The 26,067-nt window shown below is 68.9% G+C and carries 30 protein-coding genes and 1 other RNA gene; 22 read left to right on the top strand and 9 right to left on the bottom strand.

The annotated features are described in order from the left end of the window. The 3 genes from IE173_RS00515 to IE173_RS00525 all read left to right on the top strand — a co-directional run bounded on the left by IE173_RS00515 (window position 1) and on the right by IE173_RS00525 (window position 2,391). Window positions 1-1,365: a permease prefix domain 1-containing protein gene (locus tag IE173_RS00515; protein WP_191281442.1), complete on the top strand. Its 1,365-nt coding sequence runs from the start codon at window positions 1-3 to the stop codon at window positions 1,363-1,365. A 192-nt stretch (window positions 1,366-1,557) separates the two neighbouring features. Then, entirely contained in the window at window positions 1,558-1,779 is a 222-nt protein-coding gene (locus IE173_RS00520) for a hypothetical protein (RefSeq protein WP_191281443.1), read from the top strand. A gap of 399 nt (window positions 1,780-2,178) precedes the next feature. Further along, window positions 2,179-2,391: a hypothetical protein gene (locus IE173_RS00525; protein ID WP_191281444.1), complete on the top strand. Its 213-nt coding sequence runs from the start codon at window positions 2,179-2,181 to the stop codon at window positions 2,389-2,391. A gap of 88 nt (window positions 2,392-2,479) precedes the next feature. Here IE173_RS00525 and IE173_RS00530 read toward each other — a convergent pair whose 3' ends face one another. Further along, on the bottom strand, window positions 2,480-3,412 hold the full coding sequence (locus tag IE173_RS00530; protein ID WP_191281445.1) for a hypothetical protein: 933 nt from the start codon (window positions 3,410-3,412) through the stop codon (window positions 2,480-2,482). Between the two features lie 312 nt (window positions 3,413-3,724). Between IE173_RS00530 and IE173_RS00535 the strand changes: the two genes are divergently transcribed. From IE173_RS00535 to IE173_RS00550, 4 genes are read left to right on the top strand one after another with little or no spacing between them, the layout of a single operon-like run. Next, window positions 3,725-3,898, top strand: a complete 174-nt coding sequence (locus IE173_RS00535; RefSeq protein ID WP_191281446.1) for a hypothetical protein — start codon at window positions 3,725-3,727, stop codon at window positions 3,896-3,898. Between the two features lie 4 nt (window positions 3,899-3,902). Next, window positions 3,903-4,289, top strand: a complete 387-nt coding sequence (locus IE173_RS00540) for a TadE family protein (RefSeq protein WP_191281447.1) — start codon at window positions 3,903-3,905, stop codon at window positions 4,287-4,289. After that, window positions 4,264-4,737: a hypothetical protein gene (locus IE173_RS00545; RefSeq protein ID WP_229841776.1), complete on the top strand. Its 474-nt coding sequence runs from the start codon at window positions 4,264-4,266 to the stop codon at window positions 4,735-4,737. The genes IE173_RS00540 and IE173_RS00545 overlap by 26 nt, the downstream gene beginning before the upstream one ends. Window positions 4,738-4,751: 14 nt before the next feature. Beyond that, a complete protein-coding gene (locus IE173_RS00550; protein WP_229841777.1) occupies window positions 4,752-5,177 on the top strand; it encodes a pilus assembly protein TadG-related protein in 426 nt (141 codons plus the stop codon). Between the two features lie 2 nt (window positions 5,178-5,179). Here the strand turns inward: IE173_RS00550 and IE173_RS00555 are convergent, their stop codons facing one another. Next, window positions 5,180-6,106 carry a nuclease-related domain-containing protein gene (locus tag IE173_RS00555; RefSeq protein ID WP_229841778.1) on the bottom strand — a complete coding sequence of 309 codons (927 nt, stop codon included), beginning with the start codon at window positions 6,104-6,106 and terminating at the stop codon, window positions 5,180-5,182. Window positions 6,107-6,144: 38 nt separating this feature from the next. Then, the gene (locus IE173_RS00560; RefSeq protein ID WP_191281450.1) at window positions 6,145-7,392 is read right to left on the bottom strand and encodes an MFS transporter; all 1,248 of its coding nucleotides are present in this window, start codon (window positions 7,390-7,392) and stop codon (window positions 6,145-6,147) included. Between the two features lie 34 nt (window positions 7,393-7,426). On the opposite strand from IE173_RS00560, the gene prfB reads away from it, so the two are divergent. From prfB to smpB, 6 genes are all read left to right on the top strand, one after another. After that, the gene (gene prfB / locus IE173_RS00565) at window positions 7,427-8,536 is read left to right on the top strand and encodes a peptide chain release factor 2 (RefSeq protein WP_191281451.1); all 1,110 of its coding nucleotides are present in this window, start codon (window positions 7,427-7,429) and stop codon (window positions 8,534-8,536) included. Between the two features lie 47 nt (window positions 8,537-8,583). After that, a complete protein-coding gene (locus IE173_RS00570; protein WP_191281452.1) occupies window positions 8,584-9,720 on the top strand; it encodes an MFS transporter in 1,137 nt (378 codons plus the stop codon). A 9-nt stretch (window positions 9,721-9,729) separates the two neighbouring features. Then, the gene (locus IE173_RS00575; RefSeq protein WP_229841779.1) at window positions 9,730-11,019 is read left to right on the top strand and encodes a low temperature requirement protein A; all 1,290 of its coding nucleotides are present in this window, start codon (window positions 9,730-9,732) and stop codon (window positions 11,017-11,019) included. A 58-nt stretch (window positions 11,020-11,077) separates the two neighbouring features. Then, entirely contained in the window at window positions 11,078-12,022 is a 945-nt protein-coding gene (gene ftsE, locus IE173_RS00580) for a cell division ATP-binding protein FtsE (protein WP_229841780.1), read from the top strand. Continuing rightward, entirely contained in the window at window positions 12,019-12,930 is a 912-nt protein-coding gene (gene ftsX / locus IE173_RS00585; RefSeq protein ID WP_191281453.1) for a permease-like cell division protein FtsX, read from the top strand. Before ftsE ends, ftsX begins: the two co-directional genes overlap by 4 nt. 72 nt (window positions 12,931-13,002) lie before the next feature. Then, window positions 13,003-13,479, top strand: a complete 477-nt coding sequence (gene smpB / locus IE173_RS00590; RefSeq protein WP_191281454.1) for an SsrA-binding protein SmpB — start codon at window positions 13,003-13,005, stop codon at window positions 13,477-13,479. 17 nt (window positions 13,480-13,496) lie between these two features. Here the strand turns inward: smpB and IE173_RS00595 are convergent, their stop codons facing one another. Then, on the bottom strand, window positions 13,497-14,021 hold the full coding sequence (locus IE173_RS00595; protein ID WP_191281455.1) for a hypothetical protein: 525 nt from the start codon (window positions 14,019-14,021) through the stop codon (window positions 13,497-13,499). 20 nt (window positions 14,022-14,041) lie between these two features. Here IE173_RS00595 and IE173_RS00600 point away from each other — a divergent pair, with 20 nt between their 5' ends. Further along, window positions 14,042-14,692 (top strand): hypothetical protein, encoded by a 651-nt coding sequence (locus IE173_RS00600; RefSeq protein ID WP_191281456.1) that lies wholly within the window; start codon window positions 14,042-14,044, stop codon window positions 14,690-14,692. 10 nt (window positions 14,693-14,702) lie between these two features. Continuing rightward, window positions 14,703-15,347 carry a hypothetical protein gene (locus IE173_RS00605; protein WP_191281457.1) on the top strand — a complete coding sequence of 215 codons (645 nt, stop codon included), beginning with the start codon at window positions 14,703-14,705 and terminating at the stop codon, window positions 15,345-15,347. Window positions 15,348-15,353: 6 nt separating this feature from the next. On the opposite strand, the gene IE173_RS00610 is transcribed toward IE173_RS00605, so the two are convergent. After that, window positions 15,354-16,028 carry an SIMPL domain-containing protein gene (locus tag IE173_RS00610; protein WP_191281458.1) on the bottom strand — a complete coding sequence of 225 codons (675 nt, stop codon included), beginning with the start codon at window positions 16,026-16,028 and terminating at the stop codon, window positions 15,354-15,356. Between the two features lie 99 nt (window positions 16,029-16,127). Between IE173_RS00610 and ssrA the strand changes: the two genes are divergently transcribed. The 4 genes from ssrA (at window position 16,128) to IE173_RS00630 (ending at window position 19,330) form a co-directional block, all read left to right on the top strand. Next, window positions 16,128-16,497: a transfer-messenger RNA gene (gene ssrA, locus IE173_RS00615) on the top strand. An 84-nt stretch (window positions 16,498-16,581) separates the two neighbouring features. Further along, window positions 16,582-17,208 (top strand): hypothetical protein, encoded by a 627-nt coding sequence (locus tag IE173_RS00620; protein WP_191281459.1) that lies wholly within the window; start codon window positions 16,582-16,584, stop codon window positions 17,206-17,208. Window positions 17,209-17,330: 122 nt separating this feature from the next. Continuing rightward, on the top strand, window positions 17,331-18,029 hold the full coding sequence (locus tag IE173_RS00625; RefSeq protein WP_191281460.1) for an ABC transporter ATP-binding protein: 699 nt from the start codon (window positions 17,331-17,333) through the stop codon (window positions 18,027-18,029). After that, on the top strand, window positions 18,026-19,330 hold the full coding sequence (locus IE173_RS00630) for an ABC transporter permease (RefSeq protein WP_191281461.1): 1,305 nt from the start codon (window positions 18,026-18,028) through the stop codon (window positions 19,328-19,330). Before IE173_RS00625 ends, IE173_RS00630 begins: the two co-directional genes overlap by 4 nt. Here the strand turns inward: IE173_RS00630 and IE173_RS00635 are convergent. Beyond that, entirely contained in the window at window positions 19,321-20,265 is a 945-nt protein-coding gene (locus tag IE173_RS00635) for a DMT family transporter (protein ID WP_191281462.1), read from the bottom strand. The two genes, IE173_RS00630 and IE173_RS00635, sit on opposite strands and share 10 nt — an antisense overlap. Before the next feature lie 49 nt (window positions 20,266-20,314). Between IE173_RS00635 and IE173_RS00640 the strand changes: the two genes are divergently transcribed. Both IE173_RS00640 and IE173_RS00645 read left to right on the top strand, forming a co-directional pair. After that, window positions 20,315-21,001, top strand: a complete 687-nt coding sequence (locus IE173_RS00640; protein ID WP_191281463.1) for a lysophospholipid acyltransferase family protein — start codon at window positions 20,315-20,317, stop codon at window positions 20,999-21,001. Continuing rightward, window positions 20,998-22,233: a D-arabinono-1,4-lactone oxidase gene (locus IE173_RS00645; protein ID WP_191281464.1), complete on the top strand. Its 1,236-nt coding sequence runs from the start codon at window positions 20,998-21,000 to the stop codon at window positions 22,231-22,233. The genes IE173_RS00640 and IE173_RS00645 overlap by 4 nt, the downstream gene beginning before the upstream one ends. Before the next feature lie 25 nt (window positions 22,234-22,258). On the opposite strand, the gene IE173_RS00650 is transcribed toward IE173_RS00645, so the two are convergent. The 3 genes from IE173_RS00650 to ligM form a co-directional block, all read right to left on the bottom strand. Next, window positions 22,259-22,894: a GntR family transcriptional regulator gene (locus IE173_RS00650; RefSeq protein WP_191281465.1), complete on the bottom strand. Its 636-nt coding sequence runs from the start codon at window positions 22,892-22,894 to the stop codon at window positions 22,259-22,261. Between the two features lie 10 nt (window positions 22,895-22,904). Then, window positions 22,905-23,675: a DUF1932 domain-containing protein gene (locus IE173_RS00655; protein ID WP_191281466.1), complete on the bottom strand. Its 771-nt coding sequence runs from the start codon at window positions 23,673-23,675 to the stop codon at window positions 22,905-22,907. Between the two features lie 116 nt (window positions 23,676-23,791). Then, complete coding sequence (ligM, locus tag IE173_RS00660) at window positions 23,792-25,201, bottom strand: vanillate/3-O-methylgallate O-demethylase (RefSeq protein WP_191281467.1); 1,410 nt, start codon at window positions 25,199-25,201, stop codon at window positions 23,792-23,794. 148 nt (window positions 25,202-25,349) lie between these two features. On the opposite strand from ligM, the gene IE173_RS00665 reads away from it, so the two are divergent. Further along, window positions 25,350-26,039 (top strand): 4-carboxy-4-hydroxy-2-oxoadipate aldolase/oxaloacetate decarboxylase, encoded by a 690-nt coding sequence (locus IE173_RS00665; protein ID WP_191281468.1) that lies wholly within the window; start codon window positions 25,350-25,352, stop codon window positions 26,037-26,039. The last annotated feature ends 28 nt before the right edge of the window (window positions 26,040-26,067 follow it).

A 26,067-nucleotide genomic window follows, 5' to 3' on the forward strand; every position in this document is an offset into this window, starting at 1 on the left:
ATGAACGCCCGGGACACCTGGATCGGCGACTGGCGCGCCGCCCTGCAACGCAGCGGCGCGGTCGATGACGCCGACGCCGACGAACTCGAAAGCCACCTCCGCGACCAGATCACCGAACTCGAGAGCGTCGGCCTGACCGACGAGGAGGCGTTCCAGATCGCGGTCGGGCGGCTCGGCAAGGTCGACCAGCTCACCGCCGAGTACGCCCGCGAACACGGCGATCGGATGTGGAAGCAGCTCCGCGCGCCGGCCCCCGACACGCCGGGGCGGCTCTCGATCGCGGTGATGCTCGCGTTCGCGGCGCTCGCCGCCGCCATCGTGCTGATCGCCCGGTTGCTGGCGTCCTCGACGGCGAGCGACGTGCTGCTGCTCAACGGACCGATCTCGCCCTGGTTCATCCGCGATCTCGGACTCTTCGTTCTGCCGGTGCTGGCCGCCTACTTCGTGGTCGTGCGCCGCACCCCCACGCGCCGGGTGCTCGTGCTCGCCGCCGGCGTCGCGGTGCTCGCGCTCGCCGTCAACCTCTTCCCCTACGCGCCGGGGTCGGCGAGCGACCAGCTCGTGTGGATCCACCTGCCCGTCGCCCTGTGGTTCGTCGTCGGGATCGCGTACGCCGGTCGCGAGGCGCTGTCGTCCGCTCGACGGATGGATGTCATCCGCTTCAGTGGGGAGTGGGCGATCTACTACGCCCTCATCGCCCTCGGCGGTCTCGTGCTGCTCGGGCTCACCATCCTCGTTCTCACCCCGATCGCCCCCGACCTCATCATCGAAGACCTCATCGGCTGGATCGCCCCGGCGGGAGCGGCCGGAGCGGTCGTCGTGGCCGCGTGGCTCGTCGAGGCGAAGAAGAGCATCATCGAGAACCTCGCCCCGGTGCTCACCGCGATCTTCACGCCGCTGTTCGCCGTGATGCTCGTCGTCGCCGCGGTCGGCTACGCCGTCACCGGCCTCGGCCGCGACTTCGACCGCGACCTGCTGGCCGTCTTCGACGTGCTGCTGCTCGTCGTGCTGGGCCTCGTCGTCTACGGAATCTCGGCCCGCTCGGCGACGCAGCGCGCCGGACTGATGGACGTCATCCGCCTCGTCGCCGTCGTCGCGGCGATCGCCCTCGACCTCCTCGTGCTCGTGGCGATGCTCGCCCGCATCGGCGACCTCGGCTTCACCGTCAACCGCGCGGCGGCGCTCGGTCTCAACCTGGTGCTGCTCGTCAACCTCGTCGGCACCGCCTGGTTCACCGCCACCCTGCTCGCCGGCCGCAGCCGCCCCGTTCAGCTCGAAAGGTGGCAGACCGCCTACCTACCGGTGTTCCTCGGTTGGGTGCTCGTCGTCATCCTCGTGCTCCCACCGCTGTTCGCGTTCGCCTGAGCGACGGCCGATGCCCGAGATCGAGCGAACCGGCAGTTGACCAAATCAAGGAGATTCGCGTCGGTCGGACGACAGCTCCGTAGCACCTGGGGCCGCAGTCAGCGATCTCCTTGATTTGGTCGAAGTGTTCACCACCTTCTGCGAACACACTTCCCGCCAGGGGTCAAGCGGGACTGCCCTACCCTGTCGGTCATGGCCACCGTTCAGCCCCTCGCTCTGATCCTTTTCGTGGCCTTTGGTGCTTCGGGTCTCGCGGTCAGCTCGTTCGCGGTGGCAGGGCTCGTCGTGCGGCTGCGCGGCAAGGTCCCTTCCCGTGCTCTCATGGTCGGCTTCTTGGTGAGCGGAGGGGCGACGATCGTGATCACGGTCGCCATGGGCGTCGCAATTGGCCTTGGGCTAGTCGTCAAGGTGTGAACGTCCTGCTCGCTCACGCGAGCGCAGGACGGGTTGTGGAAACCTTTCCCGCCGGGGCGTCTGCCCGAGGCACGATGCTCACCATGAAGACGGTCGGGAGAAAGCTCGCGGCGAGGGCTACGGAGGAACGCGAAGATGTTCCGGGCTGGGTGCTGATCTCGCTGATGACCTCAGGCCCGACCCAGTGAGCCTCGGTAAGTCGCCACCGATTCGACCCAATAGCCTCGGAGCGTGCCCAGGTCAAGCGTGCTCGTCGGATCAATCGTCGTTTCCGGTTTGGTTCTATCAGGCTGTGCGAGTGCGGCCACATTCACCATCGAGGGCTCCTGGCAGTTCCCAACATCCGCGGCTGGAGCGGTTTGGGCCGCACCATGCGAATACCCGGACGGATCGGTCACCGTGCGCGATGACCGCGGACAGGAACTCGGCGTTGGCGAGTTGACGCATTCTGCCTATGGCCTTGTGGACGGTCACGCGGTCTGCAATGCCTACTTCAAGATCGACGGCGTCCCTGAGGCGGCCGATTCGTTCCTTTTCAGCGTGCCTGGATACGACGACCCGACGGCATACAGCCGTGACGAGGTTGATCTCGTGACGATCACGAGCCCCTAACGGCTCTGGGTGCGGGGCCTGGACGGGTGAACACGACCGGCCCAGACCTTACGGACCAGTCCGCGGAAGCGGAGGCCAGCCGCGAGCGCTAAACGTGCGGGATGTTGAAAGAGGTGCGCGTGAGCGGGCCTGAAGAGTTCGCTCGCAGCACGAGCCCCTCGATCTGTGCCGCGTCGAGGAGAACGATTCGACGGGGCTCGCAGGGGAGGCCGTTGCGGAGGCGAGCAGCGTCCCACAGTGACTGGATCACCTTTACTATCGCGGCGGCGATCTCCACGGCGACGGGAGGGTCGAGCCACCGAGCGGACCGCCGCCACTCGCGCGCTTTCGTGGCCTTGTCCACGAGTTCGGCATCGAGAACTTCAAGCGTTGGCCCGGCCTGAGAAAATCCGCTCCCGTCCTCGGCTGTCAACGAAAACATCATGGGTCCAGCAAGGATCGCTAGCCCGTGCTTTGCACTGTTGTAGAACGGAGCATCCTCGCGAACTGTTCGCGCCGCGTAGCGAATGAGTGCGATGAGCCCTTTCTCGTGACTTTCCCACGCCTCCGCTGTGCAAGCTGGATTGAACTCAGCCGCGGTCTTGGACGCGGTGAACGTGAGCAGAAGGTCTGTGACTCTTTTCGGATTGCGCAGGTCTTCTCGTAGGAGGTCAGTGGCGGATGGAAACACTCCGGGTCCACGAAGTTTCGAGATCGCGAGCCATGGGCATGGTTCTGCGAATGCGTGAGCAAGATACAGCCGGAGGAGGGCCTCGCAAGCGTGATGCAGAAGTACCGTCGATTCGAGAGCGGCGTATCGATCTCGGACCTCTTCGGGGTCGCTTGTCCAGGAATACGTCCGTTCGCCATAGCGCCGTCGTTGACGTGCGGGTCGAGGGCGGCCTGTCTCGCCGATCATCGTGAGAAGCGACCACAGCCGATTGTCTAGGTACTCGGCGGGCTCCGCGCGGTAGAAGTCTCGATTCAGGTCTGCGAACGCACTCGCATGAATGTCAGGCGGCGGCGGCGGTTTCGGCTTCACGCGCCGATCCTTCCACTCACGTCCGTCTGACAGCAGACGCCCAGACCCATGCGGCGAGGTTCGTCCCGTCGCGCTTCGCGAACTCGACCCGGATGGCGCGCTCTGTCCAGGCGGTCGCCACGATCCGCGCCTCGCGGAAGAGCACCCATGCCGATACCTGGACCGGCTCGCGAGGTTCGGTGACGCGCTCGCCGACCTGGAGACAGCCATCCGATCTGGGGTGCTTGGGTCGCCTAGTTCGGGAGTCGTTCGTCGTCACCACCTGTGGACTACTTCGGACCGTCCGCGTCGACTTGCGCAACCCTGTTGCCCATGAAAACCAGGGGAAGAATCGCCAAGAAGGTTCTCGAGGAGCGTGGCGACGTTCCGGGCTGGGTGCTGATCTCCTTGATGACGGCGGGCCTCGTGATCGCGATCTGGGCGATCGCCGGGCCGGCGCTGGGGGCGATCTTCGAGAGCGCACTCGCTCGCGTCACCGGGTTCTGAGTCGATGCCCAGGCTCCGCGACGAGTCGGGCTCGGCGGTCGTCGAGTTCACCCTCGTCGGGGTGCTGCTGACGATCCTGACGCTCGCCGTCATCCAGCTCGGTCTCGCGCTGCACGTGCGCAACACGGTGCTGGATGCCGCTGCCGAGGGCGCGCGGTTCGGGGCGCTCGCCGACAACGCGCCCGCCGATGGGGTCGCCCGCACCCGCACCCTCATCACGGAGGCGATCGGGGCCGAGTATGCGACCGACATCACGGTCGGCACGGGTGACTGGATGGGGCATCCCGCGGTGACGGTGACGGTGCGCACGACGCTGCCGGTGGTCGGGCTGCTCGGGGTCGGGGGAGCGCTGGAGGTGTCGGGTCATGCGGCGATCGAGACGCTGGATTGACGCCGTCGTCGCCCGTGTCGCGCGCGACGACGGCTCGGCGGCGATCGAGTTCATCACGGTCGGGATGCTGCTGCTCGTTCCCACGGTCTATCTGGTGATCGCGCTGTCGTCGATCCAGAGCGCGTCGTTCGCCGTCGAAGGGGCGGTTCGGCACGCGGCGCGGGTGTTCGTGCAAGCCGAGACGGTCGCGCAGGGGCAGGCGGCGGCGTCCCGGGCGGTCGCGGTGACACTCGCCGACTACGGACTCGACGCCGACGACGCTCAGGTCGTCATCACCTGCCGGCCGAACCCCGCGGACTGCCTGACCCGGCGCGGCTACGTCACCATCACGATCACGACGGTCGCTCCGCTTCCGTTCTTTCCCGCGGTGCTCGACGCCGACATCCCGCCGGGGGTTCCGATCGACGCGGTCGCGACCGAGCAGGTGTCGCGGTTCGCCGGCTCATGATGCGCGCGCGGCGGATGAGCGACGAGGAGGGATCGACCCTCCCGCTGGTGGCGGGATTCGGCGCCCTCGCTCTCGCCCTCGTGCTGGTCGCGGCCGCCGCATCCTCGCTCTACCTGGAACGCAAACAGCTGTTCACCCTCGCCGACGGCGCCGCACTCGTCGGGGCTGAAGCTTTCGACCTCTCCGAGGTGACCGTCACCGACGGGCGGCCGGGAGTGCGGCTCGAGCCCGCCGACGTTCATCGCGACGTCGCGGCGTTTCTCGCCTCGACGCCCAACGGCGGATTCGAGCAGCTCGTGCTCGAGCAGGCGACCACCCGTGACGGCGAGACGGCGACGGTGACCCTGTCGGCGATCTGGCGTCCGCCGATCGTGACGGTGTTCTTCCCGGAGGGCGTGCGCATCGAGACCACGGCGACCGCTCGTGCGGTGTTCGGGTAGAGCTACACGTACTGCGCGGCACCCTGCACGCGGGTGCGCACCTCGAAGTGGTCGGTGCCGCCGAACGCGACACCGGCGGCGCGGGTCTGCACCAGATCGGCCAGGCGGGCGCGCTGCACCAGGAAGGCGCGCGCACCCCGCACGGTGCCGAGCGCGACGACCCCTTCGGCGCTGGTGTCGTCGGGGATGACGATCGCGAGAGCGGTGAACCGCACCTTCGCCTGACGTTCGAAGCGCCGCGCACGGCCGGCGAGGTCGTGCATCGGCCGCTCGTCGGGGCGGATGCCGGGGCCGATGAGGTCGCCGCGTCGCGTCGCCACGTGGTCGCCCCAGTCTTCGCTGAGCATCGCCCACAGCCCGGTGGGTCCGAGCACGATGTGGTCGATCTTGCCGGCGCCTCCGCGGGCCGGGTCGCTGAGCACGTCATGCCACACCGTGAAGCCGATCCCGAGACCGGCGAGCACGACGGCCGTCTCCTCCTCGGCGATCGCGCAGGCGAGCAGGTGCCGGATCTCGCCCGGCGCCGACCGCACGAGCGTCGGGTCATAGGGGTTGGGGATCGCGGCGCCGCGCCCGACCCACTCCTGCAGCAGGGCGAGGTACTGCTCGCGGTACCAGCCGCCAGGATGCCCGTGTGTGCGCGCCTGCGGACGCGACGCGCTCGCCCGCTTGGCGGGGGCCGCGGGTGCCCAGGTGCGACTGGGGGTGTCGGAATCGCGAGCAGCGCCGGAGTCGTACGCCGAGCGCGCCTCCGGGGTTCCCACCTGTTCCCAGGCACGCTGCACCCGGTCGAAGTCGACCGCCTTGCCGCCCGTATCGGGATGGGTCTCGCGCAAGCGGCGCCGGTACGCCCGCCGCAGCTCCGCGTGACTCGCCTGCTCCGAGACGCCGAGCACCGCGTAGGGGCTTCGGGCGAGCGGGCTGGGCACCCGGCCATTCTCTGTCATCGGAGGGCGGGTCTCCGCCATCAGGCGGAGGCGTCGTGCCCGGGACGCGACGACACGAACCTCGGCACGAAGTACCGCAGTATCGCCGCGCCGACCAGCCCGATTCCCCCGAGCACGCCGACCCCGATCGACAGGCTGAATGCCGCGGTGAGCGCGGTGACCAGCACCGGCGCGCCGGCTCCGCCGAGGTCGGTCGTGAACCGCCAGGCGCCGAGGAACGGTGCGGGGTTGCGCCGGTCGGCGAGGTCGGCGCCGAGGGTCATCAGGATGCCGGCGCCGAGCCCGTTGGAGAGGGCCAGGAACAGCGCGATGCCGATGTACCAGCCGACCCGCGCGTCGAGGTCGTGGGTGAAGGCGAGCGCGATGAGCCCGACCGAGAGCCCGATGGCGCAGGGCAGGATCGTCCAGAGCCGGCCGAAGCGGTCCATGATCCAGCCGCCGAGGAAGAACAGCGAGAAGTCGATGGCGGCGGCGACGCCGATCACGAGCGACGTGGTCGCCTCGTCGAGGCCGATGCTGATCGCCCACACGGGCAGCACCACCTGGCGCACTTGCCGCAACCCGGAGAGGATCGCCGAGCCGACGCCGATCGTGAGCAGCACGTTCCGTTGTGCGGCGAGCGTCGCCCACAGCCCGACGGCTTCCGCCCGCACCTCGGTCTCACCCGAGGTCTGCGGCCCGCGCACCACCGCGGCGGCGGGGTCGCGCAGCACGAGCAGCACGGTGGCGGCGGCGAAGCAGCACACCGCCAGCAGCACCACCACGCTCGCCGGCTCGCCGGTCGCCGCGAGCAGCGCCGCGCCCACGAGCGGACCCGCGACGGCACCCAGCCGGTTGCTGCCGCCGAGCGTCGCGAGGGCACGTGCCCGCGAGCGTAACGGCACGAAACTCGTCATGAACGCGTGGCGGGCCAGTCCGAACGACGCCCCGGCGATGCCGAGCAGCAGCACCCCGAGACCGAGCACGGCCGGATGCGGCGCGAGCAGCATCGCGACGACGGCGACCAGCGCCAGGCCGGTCGCGGCGATCATCGCGCGGCGCTCCCCGATGCGGGCGACGAGGGCACCGCTCGGGATGTCGCCGAGCAGCTGCCCGACGACGAGCATCGAGGCGATGAGCGCGGCGGCGCCGAGATCGCTCCCCAGATCCTGGGCGAGCGCCGGGATGACGGGGATGATCGCGTACTGCCCCATCGAGAACACGATTGTCGGCAGAAAGACGACCGCAATGACGGATCTCCAGCGGAACGGGCGGTCGGACGGAACCATCGGCTCTCACGTTACGCCGTAGTCTGAGGAGGTCATGATCGACCTCGACCTCGGCGCCGATATCGCCGCCCTCCGCAGCACCTTCAACGACATCCGCAGCGTCATCGGGGTCGAGCGACTCGAAGCCGAGATCGCCGACCTCAGTGAGAAGGCCGGCGCGCAGGACCTCTGGGACGACCCCGACGCCGCGCAGAAGGTCACCAGCGCGCTGAGCCACCGACAGAGCGAGCTCGCCCGCATCGTCGGCATCGAGCGCCGCCTCGACGACCTCGAGGTGCTCGTCGAGATGGCGATCGAGGGCGACGACGAGCAGAGCGCGCAGGAGGCCCGCGACGAGCTCGCGTCGCTGACGAAGACCCTCGGCGAGTTCGAGGTGCAGATCCTGCTCGACGGCGAGTACGACGACCGCGGCGCCGTCGTCACCATCCGATCGGGAGCGGGCGGCGACGACGCCACCGACTTCGCCGAGATGCTCATGCGCATGTACCTGCGCTGGGCGGAACGCCACAAGTACCCGGTGAAGGTGCTCGACACGTCCTACGCGGAGGGTGCGGGCATCAAGTCGGCGACCTTCGAAGTGGATGCGCCCTACGCCTTCGGCACCCTGAGCGTCGAGGCGGGAACCCACCGTCTCGCCCGCATCAGCCCCTTCGGCTCCGCCGACAAGCGGCAGACCTCGTTCGCCGCGGTCGAGGTCATCCCGGTGATGGAGGAGGCCACCGAGGTCGACATCCCGGAAGGCGACATCCGGGTGGATGTCTTCCGCTCCTCCGGCCCCGGCGGTCAGAGTGTCAACACGACCGACTCGGCGGTGCGTATCACGCACATCCCGACCGGCATCGTCGTGTCGATGCAGAACGAGAAGTCGCAGATCCAGAACCGCGCCGTCGCGATGCGCGTGCTGCAGACCCGCCTCATGCTGCTGCAGCGCGAGGAGGAGGCGGCGAAGAAGAAGGAACTCGCCGGCACCATCACGGCATCCTGGGGCGACCAGATGCGCTCCTACTTCCTCTACGGCCAGCAGCTGGTGAAAGACCTGCGCACCGGCTACGAGTCGGGCAACCCGGCCGCCGTCTTCGACGGCGACCTCGACGGCTTCATCGCGGCCGGCATCCGCTGGCGCAAGTCGCGCGTCGAGGACTAGCCACGCTTCCCCGGCCGGTCGCGTTCGTCGGTTTCGCGGCGACTCTCGTGGCGCTCTATCTTGCGAGCGGCGCGCCCACCCCGCTCTTCATCGTCTGGCAAGACGAGTGGGGATTCCCGGATTCGCTCGTCGCGCTCGGCTTCGCCGCCTACGCGTTCACCTTTCTCGTGGCGCTGCTCGTCGGCGGCTCGCTCTCCGACCACCTCGGACGCAAGCCTGTCATCGTCGGATCCCTCGCCCTCGCCTTGGTCTCGATCGCGATGTTCATGCTCGCGCCGTCGATCGAGTGGATCATCGTGGCGCGGGCAGTGCAGGGTGTCGCGGTCGGCGTCGTGACCGCCGCATACACTGCCGCTCTCGTCGAACTGGCGCGGGAAGGCTCTCGCGTCGCGCCGGTCGTCGCGGCGGCGGCCCCGGTCGGCGGATTGGGGCTCGGCGCCCTTCTCGGCGGGATCGCGGTCGAGCTATGGGGGCCGGATGCCGATGACATCCTTTTCATGGTCGTGGGTGTACTCGTCGTCGGGGGGATGGTAATCGCGGCGGTGGCGCCCGAGACTTCCGCGCGCATCCCGGGCTCGGCGCGCTCGCTGGTGCCGAGCGTCGTCGTGCCGGGGACCGCCCGCCAGTTCTTCCTGCGGATGCTGCCGATTCTGATCGCCGCTTGGGCGACCGGCTCCCTCTTTCTCGGCCTCGCGCCGACCGTGGTGCACGACCTCTTGCACCTCGAAAGTGGCCTGCTCGACGGCGCCACGGCATCCGTCCATGCCTTCGGGGTCTGCGTCGGCAGCATCGTCTTCGGTCGGCTCGCCGTGCCGACCGCGTTGCGCGGCGGTGCAGCCGGTCTCGTCCTGGGTGTCGGGCTGGTGGTGCTCGGGGTCGCGTTCCCGAGCATCGCGCTCGTCTGGATCGGCGGAGTCGTCGAGGCGCTCGCGTTCGGCGCGGCGTTCGGCGCCATCTTCCGCGGGCTCTCCCCGCTCGCTCCCGAGCACCAGCGAGCGGGCACGTTCGCTGCTGTCTACGTCGCCGCATACCTGGCGCTCGGAGTGCCGGCGGTGATCGCGGGGCAGCTCATCGCACCGTTCGGGCTGTTGCCGACGATCCTCGGTTGGACCGTGCTCATCGTGCTGCTCGCGGGCGTCGGGCTCATCATCCAATTGCGTCGCCGACGCGAGACCGCGGTTTAGCCTGGTCGGGTGACCGATACGGCCCCACCCGCCAACGAGACGAAGGATGCCGGACGCCAGCACCGGCTGCGGCGCATGGTGGGGCGGGATCCCGGCGAGAAGAACCGCGGGGCCACTCCGCTCGAACTGTTCTTCGACCTCACCCTCGTGGTCGCGTTCGCTCAGGCGGGCAGCGAGACCGCGCATCTCGTCGCCGAGGGCCACATCACGGCGGCCATCCTGGCCTTCGCGTTCGTCATGTTCGCCGTCTGCTGGGCGTGGATCAACTTCTCCTGGTTCGCCTCCGCGTTCGACACCGACGACTGGTTCTACCGCGTCACGACGATGGTTCAGATGGTCGGGGTGCTGGTGCTCGCCCTCGGCATCCCCGACATCTTCGAGTCGGTCGATCATGGCGAGCCGGTCGACAACACCGTGGCCGTCGCCGGGTACATCGTCATGCGGGTGGCGATGCTCGCCCAGTGGATCCGGGTCGCGCGGCAGGACCCCGCGCACGCCCGCGTCGCGCTCGGCTATGCGATCACGATCACGGTGAGTCAGCTCGGCTGGACGGGCGCGCTGTTCTTCGATCTGAGGATCGGGGCGTTCCTGCCCCTGGCCCTCGTGCTCATCGGAATCGAGCTGATCGGGCCGATCCTCGCCGAACGGCGTGACGGGGGCACGCCGTGGCATCCCCATCACATCGCCGAGCGCTACGGACTGCTCGTGATCATCACCCTCGGCGAGGGGATCCTCGGCACCATCGCGGCGGTCGCGGCGCTCGTCGACCACGTCGATTGGAGCGCCGAAGCCATCCTCGTCGCGGTCGCCGGTGTCGGGTTGACCTTCGGGCTCTGGTGGAACTACTTCATCATCCCGTCGGCCGACGTGCTGGAACACCACCGCCATCGCTCGTGGGGATGGGGCTACGGGCACATCCCGCTGCTCGCCGCGATCGCCGCGATCGGAGCGGGAATTCACGTCGCCGCCTACGTCGTGGAAGGGGAGGCGACGATCGGAGTGATCGGTGCCGTTCTCGCCACGGCGATCCCGGTGGCGATCGCCACCCTCGCCTACTTCGTGCTCTACAGCTATCTGGTGCGCGGATTCGACCCGTTCCACCTGGGGCTGTTCGCCGCGACGATGGCGGTGCTCGGTCTCGCGGTCGCGCTCGCGGCGCAGGGCCTCTCTCTCGGGTGGAGCCTCATCATCGTGATGCTGGCCCCGGTGGTGACGATCGTCGGCTTCGAGTCGATCGGCCACCGCCACATGGCTGCGGCCCTGGAGCGCACCCTCGCCGACGTCTCGCCGGGGAGGTAGCGCGCGGGGGAGTGTCGCGCCGGGTATCCCGAACGGCCCGATCTAGCCTGAACAGGTCATGATCCTGTTCGACGGCGTCACCAAGACCTACCCCGGCACCTCGCGGCCCGCGCTCAACGGCGTGACCCTTGAGGTGCTCAAAGGCGAGTTCGTCTTCCTCGTCGGCGCGTCCGGATCGGGCAAGTCGTCGTTCCTGCGGCTCGTGCTGAAAGAAGACCGGCCGACCAAGGGCAAGATCTTCGTGCTCGGGCAGGATCTCGGCGCGATCTCGTCGAGCAAGGTGCCGTACTTCCGGCGCAGCCTCGGCGTCGTCTTCCAGGACTTCCGGCTGCTGCCCAACAAGACGGTCTTCGACAACGTCGCGTTCAGCTTGCAGGTGATCGGCAAGAGCAAGGGCTTCATCCAGGAGGCCGTGCCCGACGTGCTCAAGATGGTGGGCCTCGGCGGCAAGCAGAACCGGTTCCCGCACGAACTCTCCGGCGGTGAGCAGCAGCGCGTCGCGATCGCCCGGGCCGTCGTCAACAAGCCGGCGATCCTGCTCGCCGACGAGCCGACCGGAAACCTCGACCCGGCGACCAGCGCGGGCATCATGACGCTGCTGTCGACGATCAACGCGAACGGCACGACCGTGCTGATGGCCACCCACGACGCCGGCATCGTGGACAAGATGAAGCGCCGCGTGATCGAGCTGATCGGCGGCCAGATCGTGCGCGACGAGCGACAGGGCGGCTACCAGACCACGTCGGTTCCGATCCAGCGGCCCGCGAAGCCCGAGCCGTCGTTCGACGATCTCGCGGCGGCCGTGCCCGACCCAATGCCCGAGGTTGAGCGCGAGCGCGAGCCCGAGCCCGAGCCGGCGCCCGTCGCCGAGGCGGCCCCGGCATCCGTTCCCGTCTCGGTCGTGCCGACCACCACCCGCGGCACCGTCATCCCGGAACCCGGATCGGGCCCCCCGCCCGGCTTCCAGTGGCCGACCGCCCCCGACGCACGGCCGGAACGATGAGACTCGGGCTGATCCTCGGCGAGGTCGGGCAGGGGCTACGACGCAACCTCTCGATGGTCGTGTCGGTCGTGCTCGTCACCTTCATCTCGCTGACGTTCGTCGGTGCGGCGATTCTGCTGCAGTTCCAGATCACCCAGATGAAGGGCTACTGGTACGACCGGTCGCAGGTCGCGGTCTACCTGTGCACCGACCTCGAGCCGCTGCGCTGCGACAACCAGGCGGCGACGCAGAGTCAGATCGACGCCGTCGAAGACGAGCTGAACGGCGACACCCTCGCGCCGTACATCGAGCGGGTGGAGTTCGAGACCCGCGAGCAGGCCTACCAGAACGTGCTCGAACAGTACGAGGGCACCGCGATCGCCGAACTCGCGAGCCCCGAGATCCTGCCCGAGGCGTTCCGCATCAAACTGGTGAACCCCGATCAGGCCGAGATCATCATCGACCAGATCAGCGGCATGCCCGGGGTCGACGAGGTGACCGACGACCGGGCCTTCCTCCAGCCGATCTTCACGGTGATCAACACCCTCAGCCTCACCGCCGTCGGCATCGCCGGGCTCATGCTGATCGCCGCCGCTCTGCTCATCGCGACGACGATCCGGCTGTCGGCCTTCTCCCGACGGCGAGAGATCTCGATCATGCGACTCGTCGGCGCCTCCAACCGGTTCATCGAGACGCCGTTCATCCTCGAAGGGGTGTTCGCCGCGCTCATCGGATCGACGCTCGCCGGCGTCGGCCTGGTCGCGCTCACCCAGTTCTTCGTGCGCGGCTACCTGGTCGCCGAGATTCCCACGATCGGCTTCGTCGGCACGACCGACGCCTTCCTCGTTGCCCCGATCCTGCTCGGGATCGGAGCGGTGCTGGCTGCCCTCTCGGCATCCGTCGCCATCCGCCGCTACCTCAAAGCCTGAGCTGTCGTAGACTGAGCGGCTGCTCGGCGCTACCTACTGCGCGGGCCGACGAACGCGAAGGAGGTGAGCAGGATGCCGAAGGAACAGGGTCAGAAGGTCGTCGCGACGAACCGCAAAGCCCGTCACGACTACACGATCGAAGACACCTATGAGGCCGGTCTCGTGCTCACCGGTACCGAGGTGAAGTCGCTGCGCGCCGGTCGCGCGTCGCTCGTCGACGGGTACGCGTTCATCGACGGCAACGAGGCGTGGCTGGATGCCGTGCACATCCCGGAATACACCGAGGGCACCTGGACCAATCACCCGCCCCGCCGCAAGCGCAAGCTGTTGCTGCACAAGGCGCAGATCATCAAGATCTCGCACAAGACCAAAGAGGGCGGCTACACCCTCATCCCGCTGTCGATCTACTTCCTCGACGGCCGGGCGAAGGTCGAGATCGCGGTCGCCAAGGGCAAGCGCGAGTACGACAAGCGGCACGCCCTGCGCGAGCGGCAGGACAAGCGCGAAGCCGCGCGGGCGATGTCGACTCGCACCAATCGCGGCGAGTAGAGCACCGCGGCGGGTTGTTACGGCATCGGGCGGTAGAGGTCGTCCGTCAGGTCGTCCCCGTCGCCGCGCGCGATGACGCAGAGGGCGTCCGTGTCGCCGGCGGCGTACTCGTCGGGGGTCGGGAGGCCGATGGCTCGCGCCGTGTAGTCGGTGCGCTCGATCTCCTGATCCAGGAACAGCCGGTACTCGAGGTAGCGGTCGCACACGGCATCGCCGAACGCGTCGAGGGCACCGCCGGTTTGTGCGTAGACGCTCTCGTCCAACTCGAGGTCGGCGCTCGCGAACACCTGCTGGGGATGCGGCGCCGAGCATGCGACGACGGTGTACGTGGCCAGGTCGAGGCGGTCTTCGGCGACACAGGAGCCGGGTTGCAGGTCGGCGATCGCGGTCTCGCCGAGCGGAATGGCCGGCGCGCGGGTCGCGACCCGGAAGGCGATCAGCGCCGCCAGTGCGATCACGACGACGGCGAACGCCACCAGTCCGATGCGCGCCCACGCCGGGAGGCGACTCCACCACCCGTTCGGCCGCCTGACGTCGCTCACAGCGATATACGGTATCGGATGTGGAGAGCCTTCCCGCGGGGCGCGGCTTGGAGGTCGCGACGGCGATCGCGCTCGGCGTCGTGTCGCTCGTCACCGCTCTCGGGGTCTTGCAGGCGAGCATCTGGAACGGCGATGCCGCACGGTTCGGTCGCGACTCGGCGGATGCCCGCGACCAGGGCGTCTCGGTCGCCGTCGTCGCCCAGCTCAAAGCGCGTGCCGACCTCGGGGCGATGTACGAGGCCGAACGGCTCGCCCGGTTGCAGGATGAGGCGCTCGCCGCGGGCGAGCAGATCCGCGCCATCGAACTCGAGGCCGACATCTCGAACACGCTCGGCACGATCTACGTCGACGGGGCCACCGACCTCTTCGCCGAGTGGCGTGCCGCCGGCTTCCCGGCCGACGGCAACCCGGCGGCATCCCCGGAGTACCTGGTGCAGGGGCAGGGCGAAGCCGACGCCCTGTCGCTCACCTCGCAGCGGCTCGGCGCGCTGGGGAAGCAGCTCACGGCCCGCGCCGAGATCTTCGGCCAAGCGTCGCTGGTGCATGCCCTCGCCCTCTTCCTGTTCGGTGTCGCCGGCATCAACCGGCTGCGCACGACGCGCTACGTCACGCTCGCGATGGGCGCGGCAACCTTCCTCTTCGGTCTTTTCCTGATGTCGACGGCGTACTGAGGGGCTGCTGATGGCTGATGACGAGCGGATGCGCGGGGCCCTCGAGATCGCCACCGCGATCCTGTTGGGGATGGTCTCGGTGGCGACGGCGTTCGGTGCCTACCAGGCGTCGGAGTGGTCGCAGGAGGCGAGTCGGTTCGAGTCGATCGGCGGGCAGTTGCGCGACGAGAGTCTGAGCACCTTCATCGCCTCCCAACTCGCCGGCTTCGACGACGGCGAGCGGATCTTCCAGGCCCTCGACCTCGAGTTCGACGTCATCATGGGCAGTGCGACCGACGTCGACGAGACCCGGGCGCAACAGGACGCGATCTTGCGCGCCGCCACCCCCGGAGTGCTCGAGGACTGGCATGACTTCATCGACGGCGGCTACCAGCCGGAGGACATCCCGGTGCAGAACCCCGAGTATGCCGCGCTCAGCCTCGCGCCGACTTATGGGGCCAACAAGGCGTCGACGGTCGCCGACGACCTCGCCGAGACCCTGGGCGCACGTAGCCTGCAGCAGACGGTCGCCGCGGTCGTGTTCGCCCTCGCCCTGCTTCTGCTCGGGGTCTCGGGAGCGAACGCGTCACTCAAGGTGGCGTTCGCTCTCACCCTCGGGGGAGCGGCGGCCTTCGCCATCGGGGTCGGTCTGTCGGTTCTCGCCGCGATCGGCTGAGCCGTCTCAGCTCGCCCGGAACCGGGCGTCGACGCTCGCCGCGACCTCGATGCGGTCGGGGGTGAACGTCAGCGGGGTGCCGCCGCCCTGGGCATCCATCGCCATCATCATTTTGCCGGCGCCGCGCGGCATCGGCCCCGGCCCGCCACCCGACGAACCGTCGCCGAGCATTCCCGGGTCGGCGATCGCGAGCGCGGTCACCGTCGACAGGCCGGCGGCTCGGGCGTACGTCGTCGCCTTGACGGTGGCATCCTGCACGGCGCGGGTCTGGATGTCGCTGGTCACCGCGAGGCGGCGCTCCTCGGTGAGGTCCCAGGTGATCGAGGCGATCGTCACCCCGGCGACCGTCGCGAACCGTTCGACGAAGGCGCTCAGCGCGTCGAAATCCTGAAAGCGGGCGGATGCCGACAGCGCCGCGTAGTAGACGGGGGCCAGTTGCTTACCCTCGTTGTTCCATGGCCGGTTCGACCAGACGCTGACCCGGTCGCTTGACCAGCGGGTGATCGCCGAACCCTCCAGCTCTTTCAGCGCCGCGGTGACCTGCGCGCCGACGTTCGTCGTCGCCTCGAACACGGGCTCGCGCTTCGGTCCGTCGTGCGACACCGTCACGTTCACGGTCGCCCGTTCCGCGTCGAACCACTCCGATGCGGTGCCCTGCACGGTGATGATGGTCTCGGTCATGACGCCATCCTCGCATCCGATGTAGACTGAGAGGCTGCCTGCGGGCAGAACACAACTCCACAGCGTGCGACAACGGCCACCTTCGTCAGAAGGTTCCATGGGGATGATCGGTTTCGACATCGTCTGTGAAGCTGCGAGAAGCGGGCCGAGGATGAGGGGTTATCTCGTAAACGACCTCCTCAAAAAACAGGTGCCGATGCTAAGCGCACCGACTTCGCTCTCGCCGCCTAAGGCGTAGACCGAGTCCGTCAGTCCGGGTATGTCCTCGCCCCGGATCCTGGCGTCATCTAGAGGACTTGCTGCGAACCTGAGTCTCAGGGGTTCGCGGGACTTTCACTGAGGCTGGGCTCGTCGACCTAGATGCTCGTGGCAAAGGTCGGAGCCGAGTAGAACGCTCTCACGAGCTGCGCCCGGAGAAGGCGCAGGTCCTCAGCGATGGACGGGGGTTCAATTCCCCCCATCTCCACCATAGGCCGTTGTCGCACGTTGCGGAATCCTTCTCACCTCGGATCTCGACCCACAGCTACGCTGTGGTGCGGAGGGGGTGGTTCGGATGCTCGGGACTCGACGCCGTTCTCACATCGTGATTCCGATCGCGGGTGTGATCCTGGCGATGCTGGCCGGATGCGCCGCACCCGATCCGTCGCCCTCCGCGAGCTCGACCAGCACTCCGTCGGTGACTCCGTCGCCGACAGCCGAGGCCACCGCTGAGCCGCTCACCATCCCCGACTGCGAGACCCTACTGCCGCTCGCCGACGCCCAGGCGCTGTTCAGCGCCAACACGGAGTTCTTCGGCGAGTTCGCGGCCGTTCAGTTCGGCGTCGACGGGGTGCCCGAGGCGGCAACCGCGCTGGCCGGGGCGAGCCTGTGGCGCTTCTGCGGATGGGGCGTTCCCTCCTCCGACGGGGCGTTCACCCTCCTCGTAGCGGAGATCGCGCCCGACGACCGGGCCGCCCTCGAGGCCGCCCTCACGGGCGCGGGGTTCGGCGCGGTGACGATGGGCACCGTCACCGGCTACGACGCCGAACGCGAGGGCGAGGTCTCGACGCTGGCCGACACACTTCTGTTCACCGGTGAGGTGATGATCGTGTGCAACGGCACGTCCCTCGACCTCACGGGCGCGGTGACGGGCTCGGCGCTCGACGCGCTCCGCACGGCGAACCCGACGCTCGGGCTCTGACCCCAACGGGCATCCCCCATTCGGAGTAGCCAGGTGCATCCGTGGGGAGGATGCGCGTGCAACCGGCTCCACGAATGCTGGGTACGACGCCGCGACAGCCGCGACGACCAGCAGGGAGTCAGATGGATACGCCGATCCTCTCCGTCCGGGATGTGCACAAGACGTACGGCAGCGGACAGAGCCGGTTCGAGGCGCTGAAGGGGGTGAGCTTCGACGTTCCCGAAGGGCAGAGTGTCGCCATCGTCGGCAAGAGCGGCTCGGGCAAGTCGACGCTCATGCACCTGCTCGCGCTGCTCGACGCTCCGAGCGGCGGCTCGATCGCGCTCGAAGGCACCGACACCCGCACGCTGCGCGGTTCGCGGTTGAACCGCACCCGCAACAAGACTTTCGGCTTCGTGTTCCAGCAGTTCTTTCTCACCCCGCGCGCGTCGGTGCTCGACAACGTCATCCTGCCGTTGAAGATCGCCGGCGTCGGGCGCGCCGAGCGGAAGCGGCGCGGGATGGCCGCCCTCGAGCAGCTCGAGCTTGCCGATAAGGCCCGCAACCGGGCGGTCGACCTCTCGGGAGGCCAGAAGCAGCGTGCCGTGATCGCACGCGCCCTGGTCAACAACCCCCGCATCATCTTCGCCGACGAGCCCACCGGCAACCTCGACTCCGTGACGGGAGCGATCGTCGAAGACATCCTGTTCGGGCTCAACCGCGAGAAGGGCATCACGCTGTTCGTCGTCACCCACGACGAAGAGTTGGCCGCACGTTGCGACCGTCGGGTCTACATCCGCGACGGGCTGCTCGTCGAGGACTCGGTGGCGGTGGCGGCATGAGGACCCCCGACCTGATCGTCTCCGCCGTCGCGAACACCTTCCGCTCGAAGACCCGCACCGCGCTCACCGTCGTCGCGATCTTCGTCGGCGGTTTCACCCTCACGCTGACCAGCGGCATGGGCACCGGCATCAACGCCTACATCGACGACACCGTCACCGGCATCGGCGCGTCCGACGTGATGACCGTCACGAAGGTGAGCGAGTCCGCCGGCACCGGGTTCGGAGGCGACTCGGGACCCGCCGAATACAACCCCGACGCGATCGACAGCGGCCAGGTCGGGCAGGGGACGGTCATCGCGCTGACCCCCGACGACCTCGACACCCTCGCCGGCATCGACGGCGTGCTCGACGTGCAGGCGACCAAGTCGATCTCGGCCGACTACATCGTCGTCGGCGACGGCACCCCGTATGTGGTGGGCGTCGGGGCCCTCGTCGAGGGGCAGACCCTGCAACTCGCCGCGGGTGAGGCTCCCGATGACGCCTCCGACGCGTTCGAGGTGGTGCTGCCGGTGTCGTACGTCGAGCCGCTCGGCTTCGCCGAGAACGCGGATGCCGTGGGTCGGTCCGTCACGATCGCCCTCACCGACGCGGAACGCACCCGGCATCTCGTCGAGGCGACGATCGTCGGTGTCGCGGAGGAGGGCATCGCCTCGCCGGCGGGCGCGAGCATCGTGCCGAACGATGCCCTCACCGACGAGCTCTACGCCACGCAGAACATCGGACTGCCCTCCGACCTGACGGAACGGTACGCGCAGGCGAGCGTCTGGTTCGCCTCCGACGCCACCGACGCGCAGATCGCGGCGCTCAAAGAGCGTCTCGCCGACGCGGGCTACAGCGGCACGACGGTCGCCGACCAGCTCGGTGCCTTCACCACGGTGATCGACGGCATCGTGCTCGTGCTCAACGCCTTCGCGGTGATCGCGCTGCTCGCCGCGAGCTTCGGCATCGTCAACACGCTGCTCATGTCGGTGCAGGAACGCACCCGCGAGATCGGCCTGATGAAGGCGATGGGCATGGGCAGCGGCAAGGTCTTCGGCCTGTTCAGTCTCGAGGCGACCTTCATCGGCCTGCTCGGGAGCGGGATCGGGGTGATCCTCGGGATGCTCGCAGGCACCGCCATCAGCTCGGTGCTGTCGACAGGGCTGTTGGCCGACCTTCCCGGCCTCACCCTTATCGCCTTCGATCCGGTGTCGATCGTTGTCATCGTGCTCGTCGTGATGGGCGTCGCGTTCCTGGCCGGCACGTTGCCTGCCGCGCGTGCGGCGAAAGCCGACCCGGTGGAGTCGCTGCGCTACGAGTGAGGTGACTCGGGCCGCAGTGGCGGAGGGACGGTCGTCTCGGCGACCGCTTCTTCGGGACCCGATGGCGCGCTGGGGTCCCTGCGTCGTTTCGTCACGAGGTACGAGCCGCTCAGCACGAGCGCGAAGCCGACGATCGTCCACACCGTCACCGGCTCGCTCAGGAAGATCGCTCCGGCGAGGATCGCGACGGCCGGATTGACATAGGTGATCGCGGTCGCGCGGAACGGGCCGATCTCCGACACGAGCGCGACCATCAGGATGAACGCAAGCGCGCTGCACACGACGGCGAGCACGACGATTGCGACGATGGCGGATGTCGACGGCCACTCGCTCGGGAACGCACCGGTGACGGCGACGAACGGCACGTAGACGACCGCGGTCACAGCGAGCGACACCGCGGTGACGCCGATCCCCGGGAGTTCCGGAATCCAGTGCGCCAGGATCGCCGGTCCGAGGGCGTAGCCGACCACGACCACCGCGATCTCCGCCACCGCGATGAGATCCGACCCGCCGATCTCGAACCCGACGAGCGCAGCGACGCCGGCCATCCCGAGCACGATGCCGAGCCAGTTGATCGGCGTGAGCTTCGCGGCCCGGCCGAGCACGAAGGCGACTCCGACCGCGGCGAGGGGTACCGCCGAGATGAGCAGCCCCGCGGTCGACGACGGGATGCGCTGCTCGGCCGAGTTGAGGAAGTACCAGGGCAGCACGATCTCGACGACGGTGAACGCCAGCACCGGCTTCCATCGCCGCAGCACCGGGCCGATCTCGCGCCGGAACAGCGCGAGCGGAAGCAGCAGCACCGCCGCCAGGCCGGCGCGCGCGAGCACGACCATCTGCGGCTCGAGCTCGGAGACCGCGACTTTGATGAACAGGTACGGGATGCCCCAGGCGATGCCGAGAGCGGCGAACAGGATCACACCGCGTCGCGTCACTCTCCCATCATGCCCCCACCCACCGACGGAGTCTGATAAGCAAGGGGTCGTGCGTTACTGGCTGCTGAAGAACCTCGTCGTCGTGCCGCTGCTGCGGCTGCTCTGGCGTTTCGAGGTGCACGGCGTGCACAACATCCCGAAGAACGGCGCCGCGATCATCGCGAGCAACCACGTGGGCATCCTCGACTCCGCATTCGTTCCGGGAGCGATGCCCCGCCACGTCGCCTTTCTCGTCAAGGAGCAGTGGTTCGCCGGCAAAGGGTTCGTGGCCTCGTTCCGGCGTGGCTTCATGCGGGCGATGGGGCAGCTCGAGATCGACCGTGGCGGCGGGTCGGCGTCGGAGATCTCTCTCGGCAGCGGCATCGCCGTGCTGAGCGCCGGCAAGCTGCTGGGCATCTATCCGGAGGGAACCCGCAGCCCCGACGGGCGATTGCACCGCGGCCGCACCGGGGTCGCCCGCATGCTGCTCGAGATGTCGGTGCCCGTCGTTCCGGTCGCCGTCCTGGGAACCGCGGAGATCATGCCCCGCGGGGCGAAGTTCCCGAAGCTCGGCGGTCGGGTGATCGTGACCTTCGGCGAGCCGATGGATTTCTCGCGCTACGTCGGACTCACCGAAGACCGCTTCGTGCTGCGCGCGATCACCGACGAGATCATGCACGAGATCCGGCGGCTGAGCGGGCAGGAGTACGTCGACGTCTACGCGTCGAATGCACGGCGCCCGGCGAGGAAGGCGTGACCGCCGCCGGGGCGACCTGGGCGGGCACCCACGTCTTCACCGCCCCCGCCCTCGTCGACGCGACCACGATCGACGAGGTGCGCCGCGTCGTCGCGGCGGGCGGACCGGTGCGCGCCCTCGGCACCCGGCATTCGTTCCACGACCTCGCCGACACCGCGGGCACTCTCGTCACCGTCACCGGCATCCCCGCCGATCCGGTGCTCGATGCAGAGCGTCGCGAGGTGACCGTCGGGGCGGGAACCCGGTACGGGGTTCTCGCGCGCTGGCTCGACGACCGAGGCTGGGCGCTGCACAACCTCGGGTCGCTGCCGCACATCTCGATCGGCGGGGCGACCGCGACCGGTACCCACGGCTCGGGGCACGGCAACGGCGTGCTCACGACGGCCGTGCGCCGGCTCGAATACGTCGACCAGGCGGGGGCGCTCGCCGAGGTGCGGTCGGACGACGCCGACTTCGCGGCGCTCGCCGTCGGCCTCGGGGCGTTCGGCATCGTCGTGCGCGTCACCCTCACGATCGAGCCGAGCTACCGGATGCGGCAAGACGTCTACGCGGGCCTGACCTGGGACGCCTTCCTGGCCGATCCCGACGCCGTCACCGGGGCGGCCCACAGCGTGAGCGTGTTCACCACCTGGGGTGACGACGAGGTGGGCGACATCTGGGTGAAGTCGCGTCTCGACGCCTTTCGGCCGCTCGCCGGCGCCCGGCCGTACGCCGAGACGGCATCCCTCGTCGGATCCACCGACAACCTCACCGAGCAGCTCGGCATCCCGGGCGCCTGGTGCGATCGCCTGCCGCACTTCCGGCTCGACGCGACGCCGAGCAACGGCGACGAGATCCAGAGCGAGTACTTCGTCGCGCGATCGGAGGCCGCGGCAGCTTTGACGGCGGTACGGCGGCTGGCCGACGACATCCGCCCGCATCTGCTGGTGAGCGAACTGCGCACCGTGCGCGCCGACGACCTCTGGCTGAGCGGCGCGTACCAACGTGACACGCTCGCCATCCACTTCACCTGGGCCAATCACCCCGAGCAAGTGCGCGCCCTGCTGCCGGCCATCGAGGCGGCGCTGGCTCCGTTCGGGGCGCGCCCGCACTGGGGCAAGTGGCACACGATGGGCGCGGATGCCGTGGCCGCGGTCGTTCCACGGCTCGCCGACGCGCGCGCGGTCTTCGACCGGCTCGACCCGCAGGCTCGGTTCGCGAACGCCCACCTGCGACGGCTCGGCCTGCGCTGATGAGGCAGGGTTCGAGTCGTCTCGCTCAGCCGATCGAGCGCAGGGCCTGGATGACGCTGCCCAGGTGACGCCGGGTTTCGGCTTCGGCCCGTGCCGGGTCGCGCGCGATGATCGCGTCGATGATCGCCGCGTGCTCGGGCGCCGACACCGCCGCGCGCCCCGGGTAGAAGGCGAGCCGGAACTGGTGCCGCACCCCCTGCGCGCGCAGCCGCTCGAGGATGCCGACGGCGGTCGGGTGGTGGGCGATCTCCCGGATGCGCCGGTCGAGCAGCTGATTGAGGCGGGAGTACTCGAACAGGTCGGACTCGGCGGCCTTCAGGATGTCGGCCCGCAGCCCGGTGAACTCGGCGATCTCGGCATCCGTGATGTTCTCGGCCGCCTTCGCGGCGCACAGCCCCTCGAGGCTGATGCGCACCTCGAGGATCTCGATCGCCTCGGCGAGCGGGATGGCGCGCACCCGCGAGCCGCGGTTCGGCAACCGGTCGACCAGACCCTCGGCGGCGAGTTCGAGGAGGGCGGTGCGCACGGCGGCACGACTCGCGCCGTAGCTGGCGGAGAGGTCGGCCTCGATGAGGCGCTGGTTCGGCGCGTACTCGCCCGACACGATCGCCTCACGCAGGATCTTCGTCAGATCGACGCGTGATGCGGTGGCGGTGCTCATGGCCGTCATCCTAAGAACCAGACGTCGTCAGTGAGTGCAGCCACGCGAGAGTGCCGTCGGTCATCCAGGTCGGTGAGCCCAGGTCGTCGAGCATCGCGCGCGCGTCGCGCATCTCGTGTTCCCGGCGCGCGGCGTGCTGCCGGGTGCCGTCGAGCAGCCGCTGCACGAGGGCATCCCCGTCGGGTCCCAGCTCGTTCGCGATCTGGGCGCGCACCTCGGGGGAGGCACCGATTTTCTCGGCGGCGGTGAGGCTCTCGAGAACCAGACCGGCGAGGCCCTTCATGAAGACGCTGCGCACCAGCTTGAGCGCGGCGGCATCGCCCGCCGCGGTGCCGACCACGCGAATGGGAACCCCGTAGGAACCGAGGGCGTCGGCCACCGCCTCGGCGCCGTCGCCGCTCGCGAACAATTCGGTCTCGAGACCGGCCCGCGGCACGGGTGCCATGACGGCGACATCGGCGAACGGGATGCCGGCCTCGACCGCGCGCGTCGCGAGCCCGCGTTTGTCGCGGGGAGCGCCCGTGTTGAGGTCGGCGTAGGCGGCGGTCGGGGTCATCCGGGGGAGGCTCTCACTCAACACGGTGTCGGCAGCGGTCGCCCCGACGAGGCTCAGCACGAGGTCGGCTCCGTCGACCGCGTCACCGACACTCGCGGCGCGGGACACCCCGGGCACGGCATCGCGCACCACGGGGTCGAAGCCGACGACGTCGGCACCGCGCTCGGCGAGACCGCGGGCGTAGATCGACCCCGCCTCACCGAGGCCCAGCACCGCGATCCTCATGCCGGGATGCTAGCCGAATTGTCGACAATCTTGGCGACTGTTGCAGCGCACCTGACGTTGAGGCGTCGAAAAGGGCCGCGCCGGGCGCTGCCCGGCGACCCTTTTCGACGCTTCAGTTACTTCGCGGCGGTACGCCATCCTCCGTGGTACTCGGTGCGGGCCACCTCGGAGTAGGGCACGGGGCTCACGACGACCCGGATCTCGACCTGGGTGTGCGGCTGCACCGTCGTCTTCTCGGTGTTCGGCTTCTCGCCCCACAGCAGGGTGAGCTCGGTGCCGACCTCGACATCCGGGGCGACCGTCGCGAGCGACAACGCGCGCCGCTCGTTCGCCGAGTAGCCGGTGAACATCGACACGCCCACCTGGGTGCCGCCGGCATCCACGATGGAATCGAAGTTGCTCGAGCCGTAGTTGGCGTTCGGCAGGTCGAAGAACTGGGCGCCGTCGGCCTCTTCGGGGGTGAAGTACGAGCCGAAGATCTTGGTCGTGACGTCGTCGCTGTTCCAGGCGAGCGTGACCTTCTTGCGCTGCGTGGTGGGGTCGATCTTCTCGAGCGCGTCGCGACCGATGAAGTCGTGGTCGAACTTGACGAACGAGCCGTAGCCGAGCTCCCACGGGGTCGTGTAGTAGTCCTCGATGTCGGCCGAGGCGAACGATCCGGCGAGGGCGTTGATCGACTCGTATTCGGCGGGCCCGGTCCACTCGCGGAAGCCCCGCTCGGCCTCCGACGAGTACACGGCGGGCAGCGGCGACGGGATCCAGCCCGACTCGAGGGTGTTCGACGAGTACGCACGCGAGCCGACCGGCTCGATGCCGAACTCGGCGCCCTGCTCGAGGATCGTGGTGCGGATCTTCTCGGCGTCGGCGTACGGTCCCCAGATCTCCAGCCCCGGGGCGCCGGCCATGCCGTGCCGCAGGGTGCGCACCTGGATGCCGCCCACGTTCATGTGGCCCATGTGGAAGAACTTCACCTTGTCGACCGGACCGCCGTTGACCTTCTCGATGATGTCCCAGGCGGCCGGCCCCTGGATCTGCAGGCGCCAGTACTTGCGCGACACCGCGTTGCCGTAGGGGCGCGAGTTGGAGCGGCGGTCGACCTCGATGTCGACGTCGTAGCCGCCCTTCTCGGCGTGGTACCGCAGCCAGTTGGCGACGGGGGAGCGCCCGACGTAGACGTACTCCTCGTCGGCCTCGTGGAACAGGATGCCGTCGCCGATGACCCCGCCGTTGGAGGCGACCGGCACGATCTGCTTGGCCATGTTGACCGGGAAATTCTCGGGGGAGTTGATCATCGTGTCGCTCAGCAGCTTGAGCGCGCCGGAGCCCTTGAGGATCAGGTTGTCCATGTGGTGCGACTGGTCGAACAGCACCGCGGTCTGCCGCCAGGCGCGCACCTCGCGGCGGAAGTTGGTGAACTCCGACGGCACCACGGGGTAGATGTAGGTGCCGAGCTTGTTGTTGCGCAGCATCTCGACGGCGCCACCGGCGGCATCCATCTTCTGCTGAAGGTTGGTGGGGGCGTTCATTCGCTTCTCCTTGACGTCGTCGTCGCTCGCCCGCGCGGGGCTTGGGAGGCACACTACCTTTCGACATAGGTAGTTGCATAGCTTTGTGCGCTAGATTGGTGCCAGAATTGTCGACAATCGTTGAACGCCGGGCCAGACTGGGAGTCGCATGAAGAACGTCATCGTCACCGATCCGCCCCGCACGGCGATCGCCGACCTCGATCGCCTCGCCGAGTACGGCGTCGCGACGGTGCACGAGGCCACGGGCCGCACGGGTCTGGTCGGCGCGGCCCTGCACCCCCTGCAGGAGGGCGCCCGCATCGCCGGTTCCGCGGTCACCGTGCTCTCCTGGCCGGGCGACAACCTGATGATCCACGCCGCGATCGAGCAGTGCCAGGCGGGTGACATCCTCGTCGTCACCACCAACTCGCCGTCGCTCGACGGCTCGTTCGGCGAGCTGTTCGCGACCCAGCTGCAGCACCGCGGCGTGCGCGGGCTGGTCACGACCGGCGGGGTTCGGGATGCCGTCGACCTGCGGGCGATGGGCTTTCCGGTCTGGTCGGCCGCCGTCAACGCGCAGGGCACCGTGAAGGCCACCCCGGGGGCGGTGAACGTGCCCATCATCGTGGGAGGCGTGATCGTCAAGCCCGGCGACGCCGTCATCGCCGACGACGACGGCGTGATGGTCGTGCCGCGCCTCGACGTCGCCGCCGCGATCGCGTCGTCGCAGGCGCGCACCGAGAAGGAGGCCGCCGCCCGCGCCGCCTACCTCGGGGGCGCCGTCAGCATGGACCAGAACAAGCTCCGCGGCGTGCTCGCCGACCTCGGCGTCACCTACGAGCCCTACTCCGGCGACTGACATGGCCAGCGCCGATCTTTCGCGGACA

Source organism: Pseudolysinimonas yzui, from assembly GCF_014653215.1.
In the GTDB taxonomy this organism is placed as follows: Bacteria; Actinomycetota; Actinomycetes; order Actinomycetales; family Microbacteriaceae; genus Pseudolysinimonas_A; species Pseudolysinimonas_A yzui.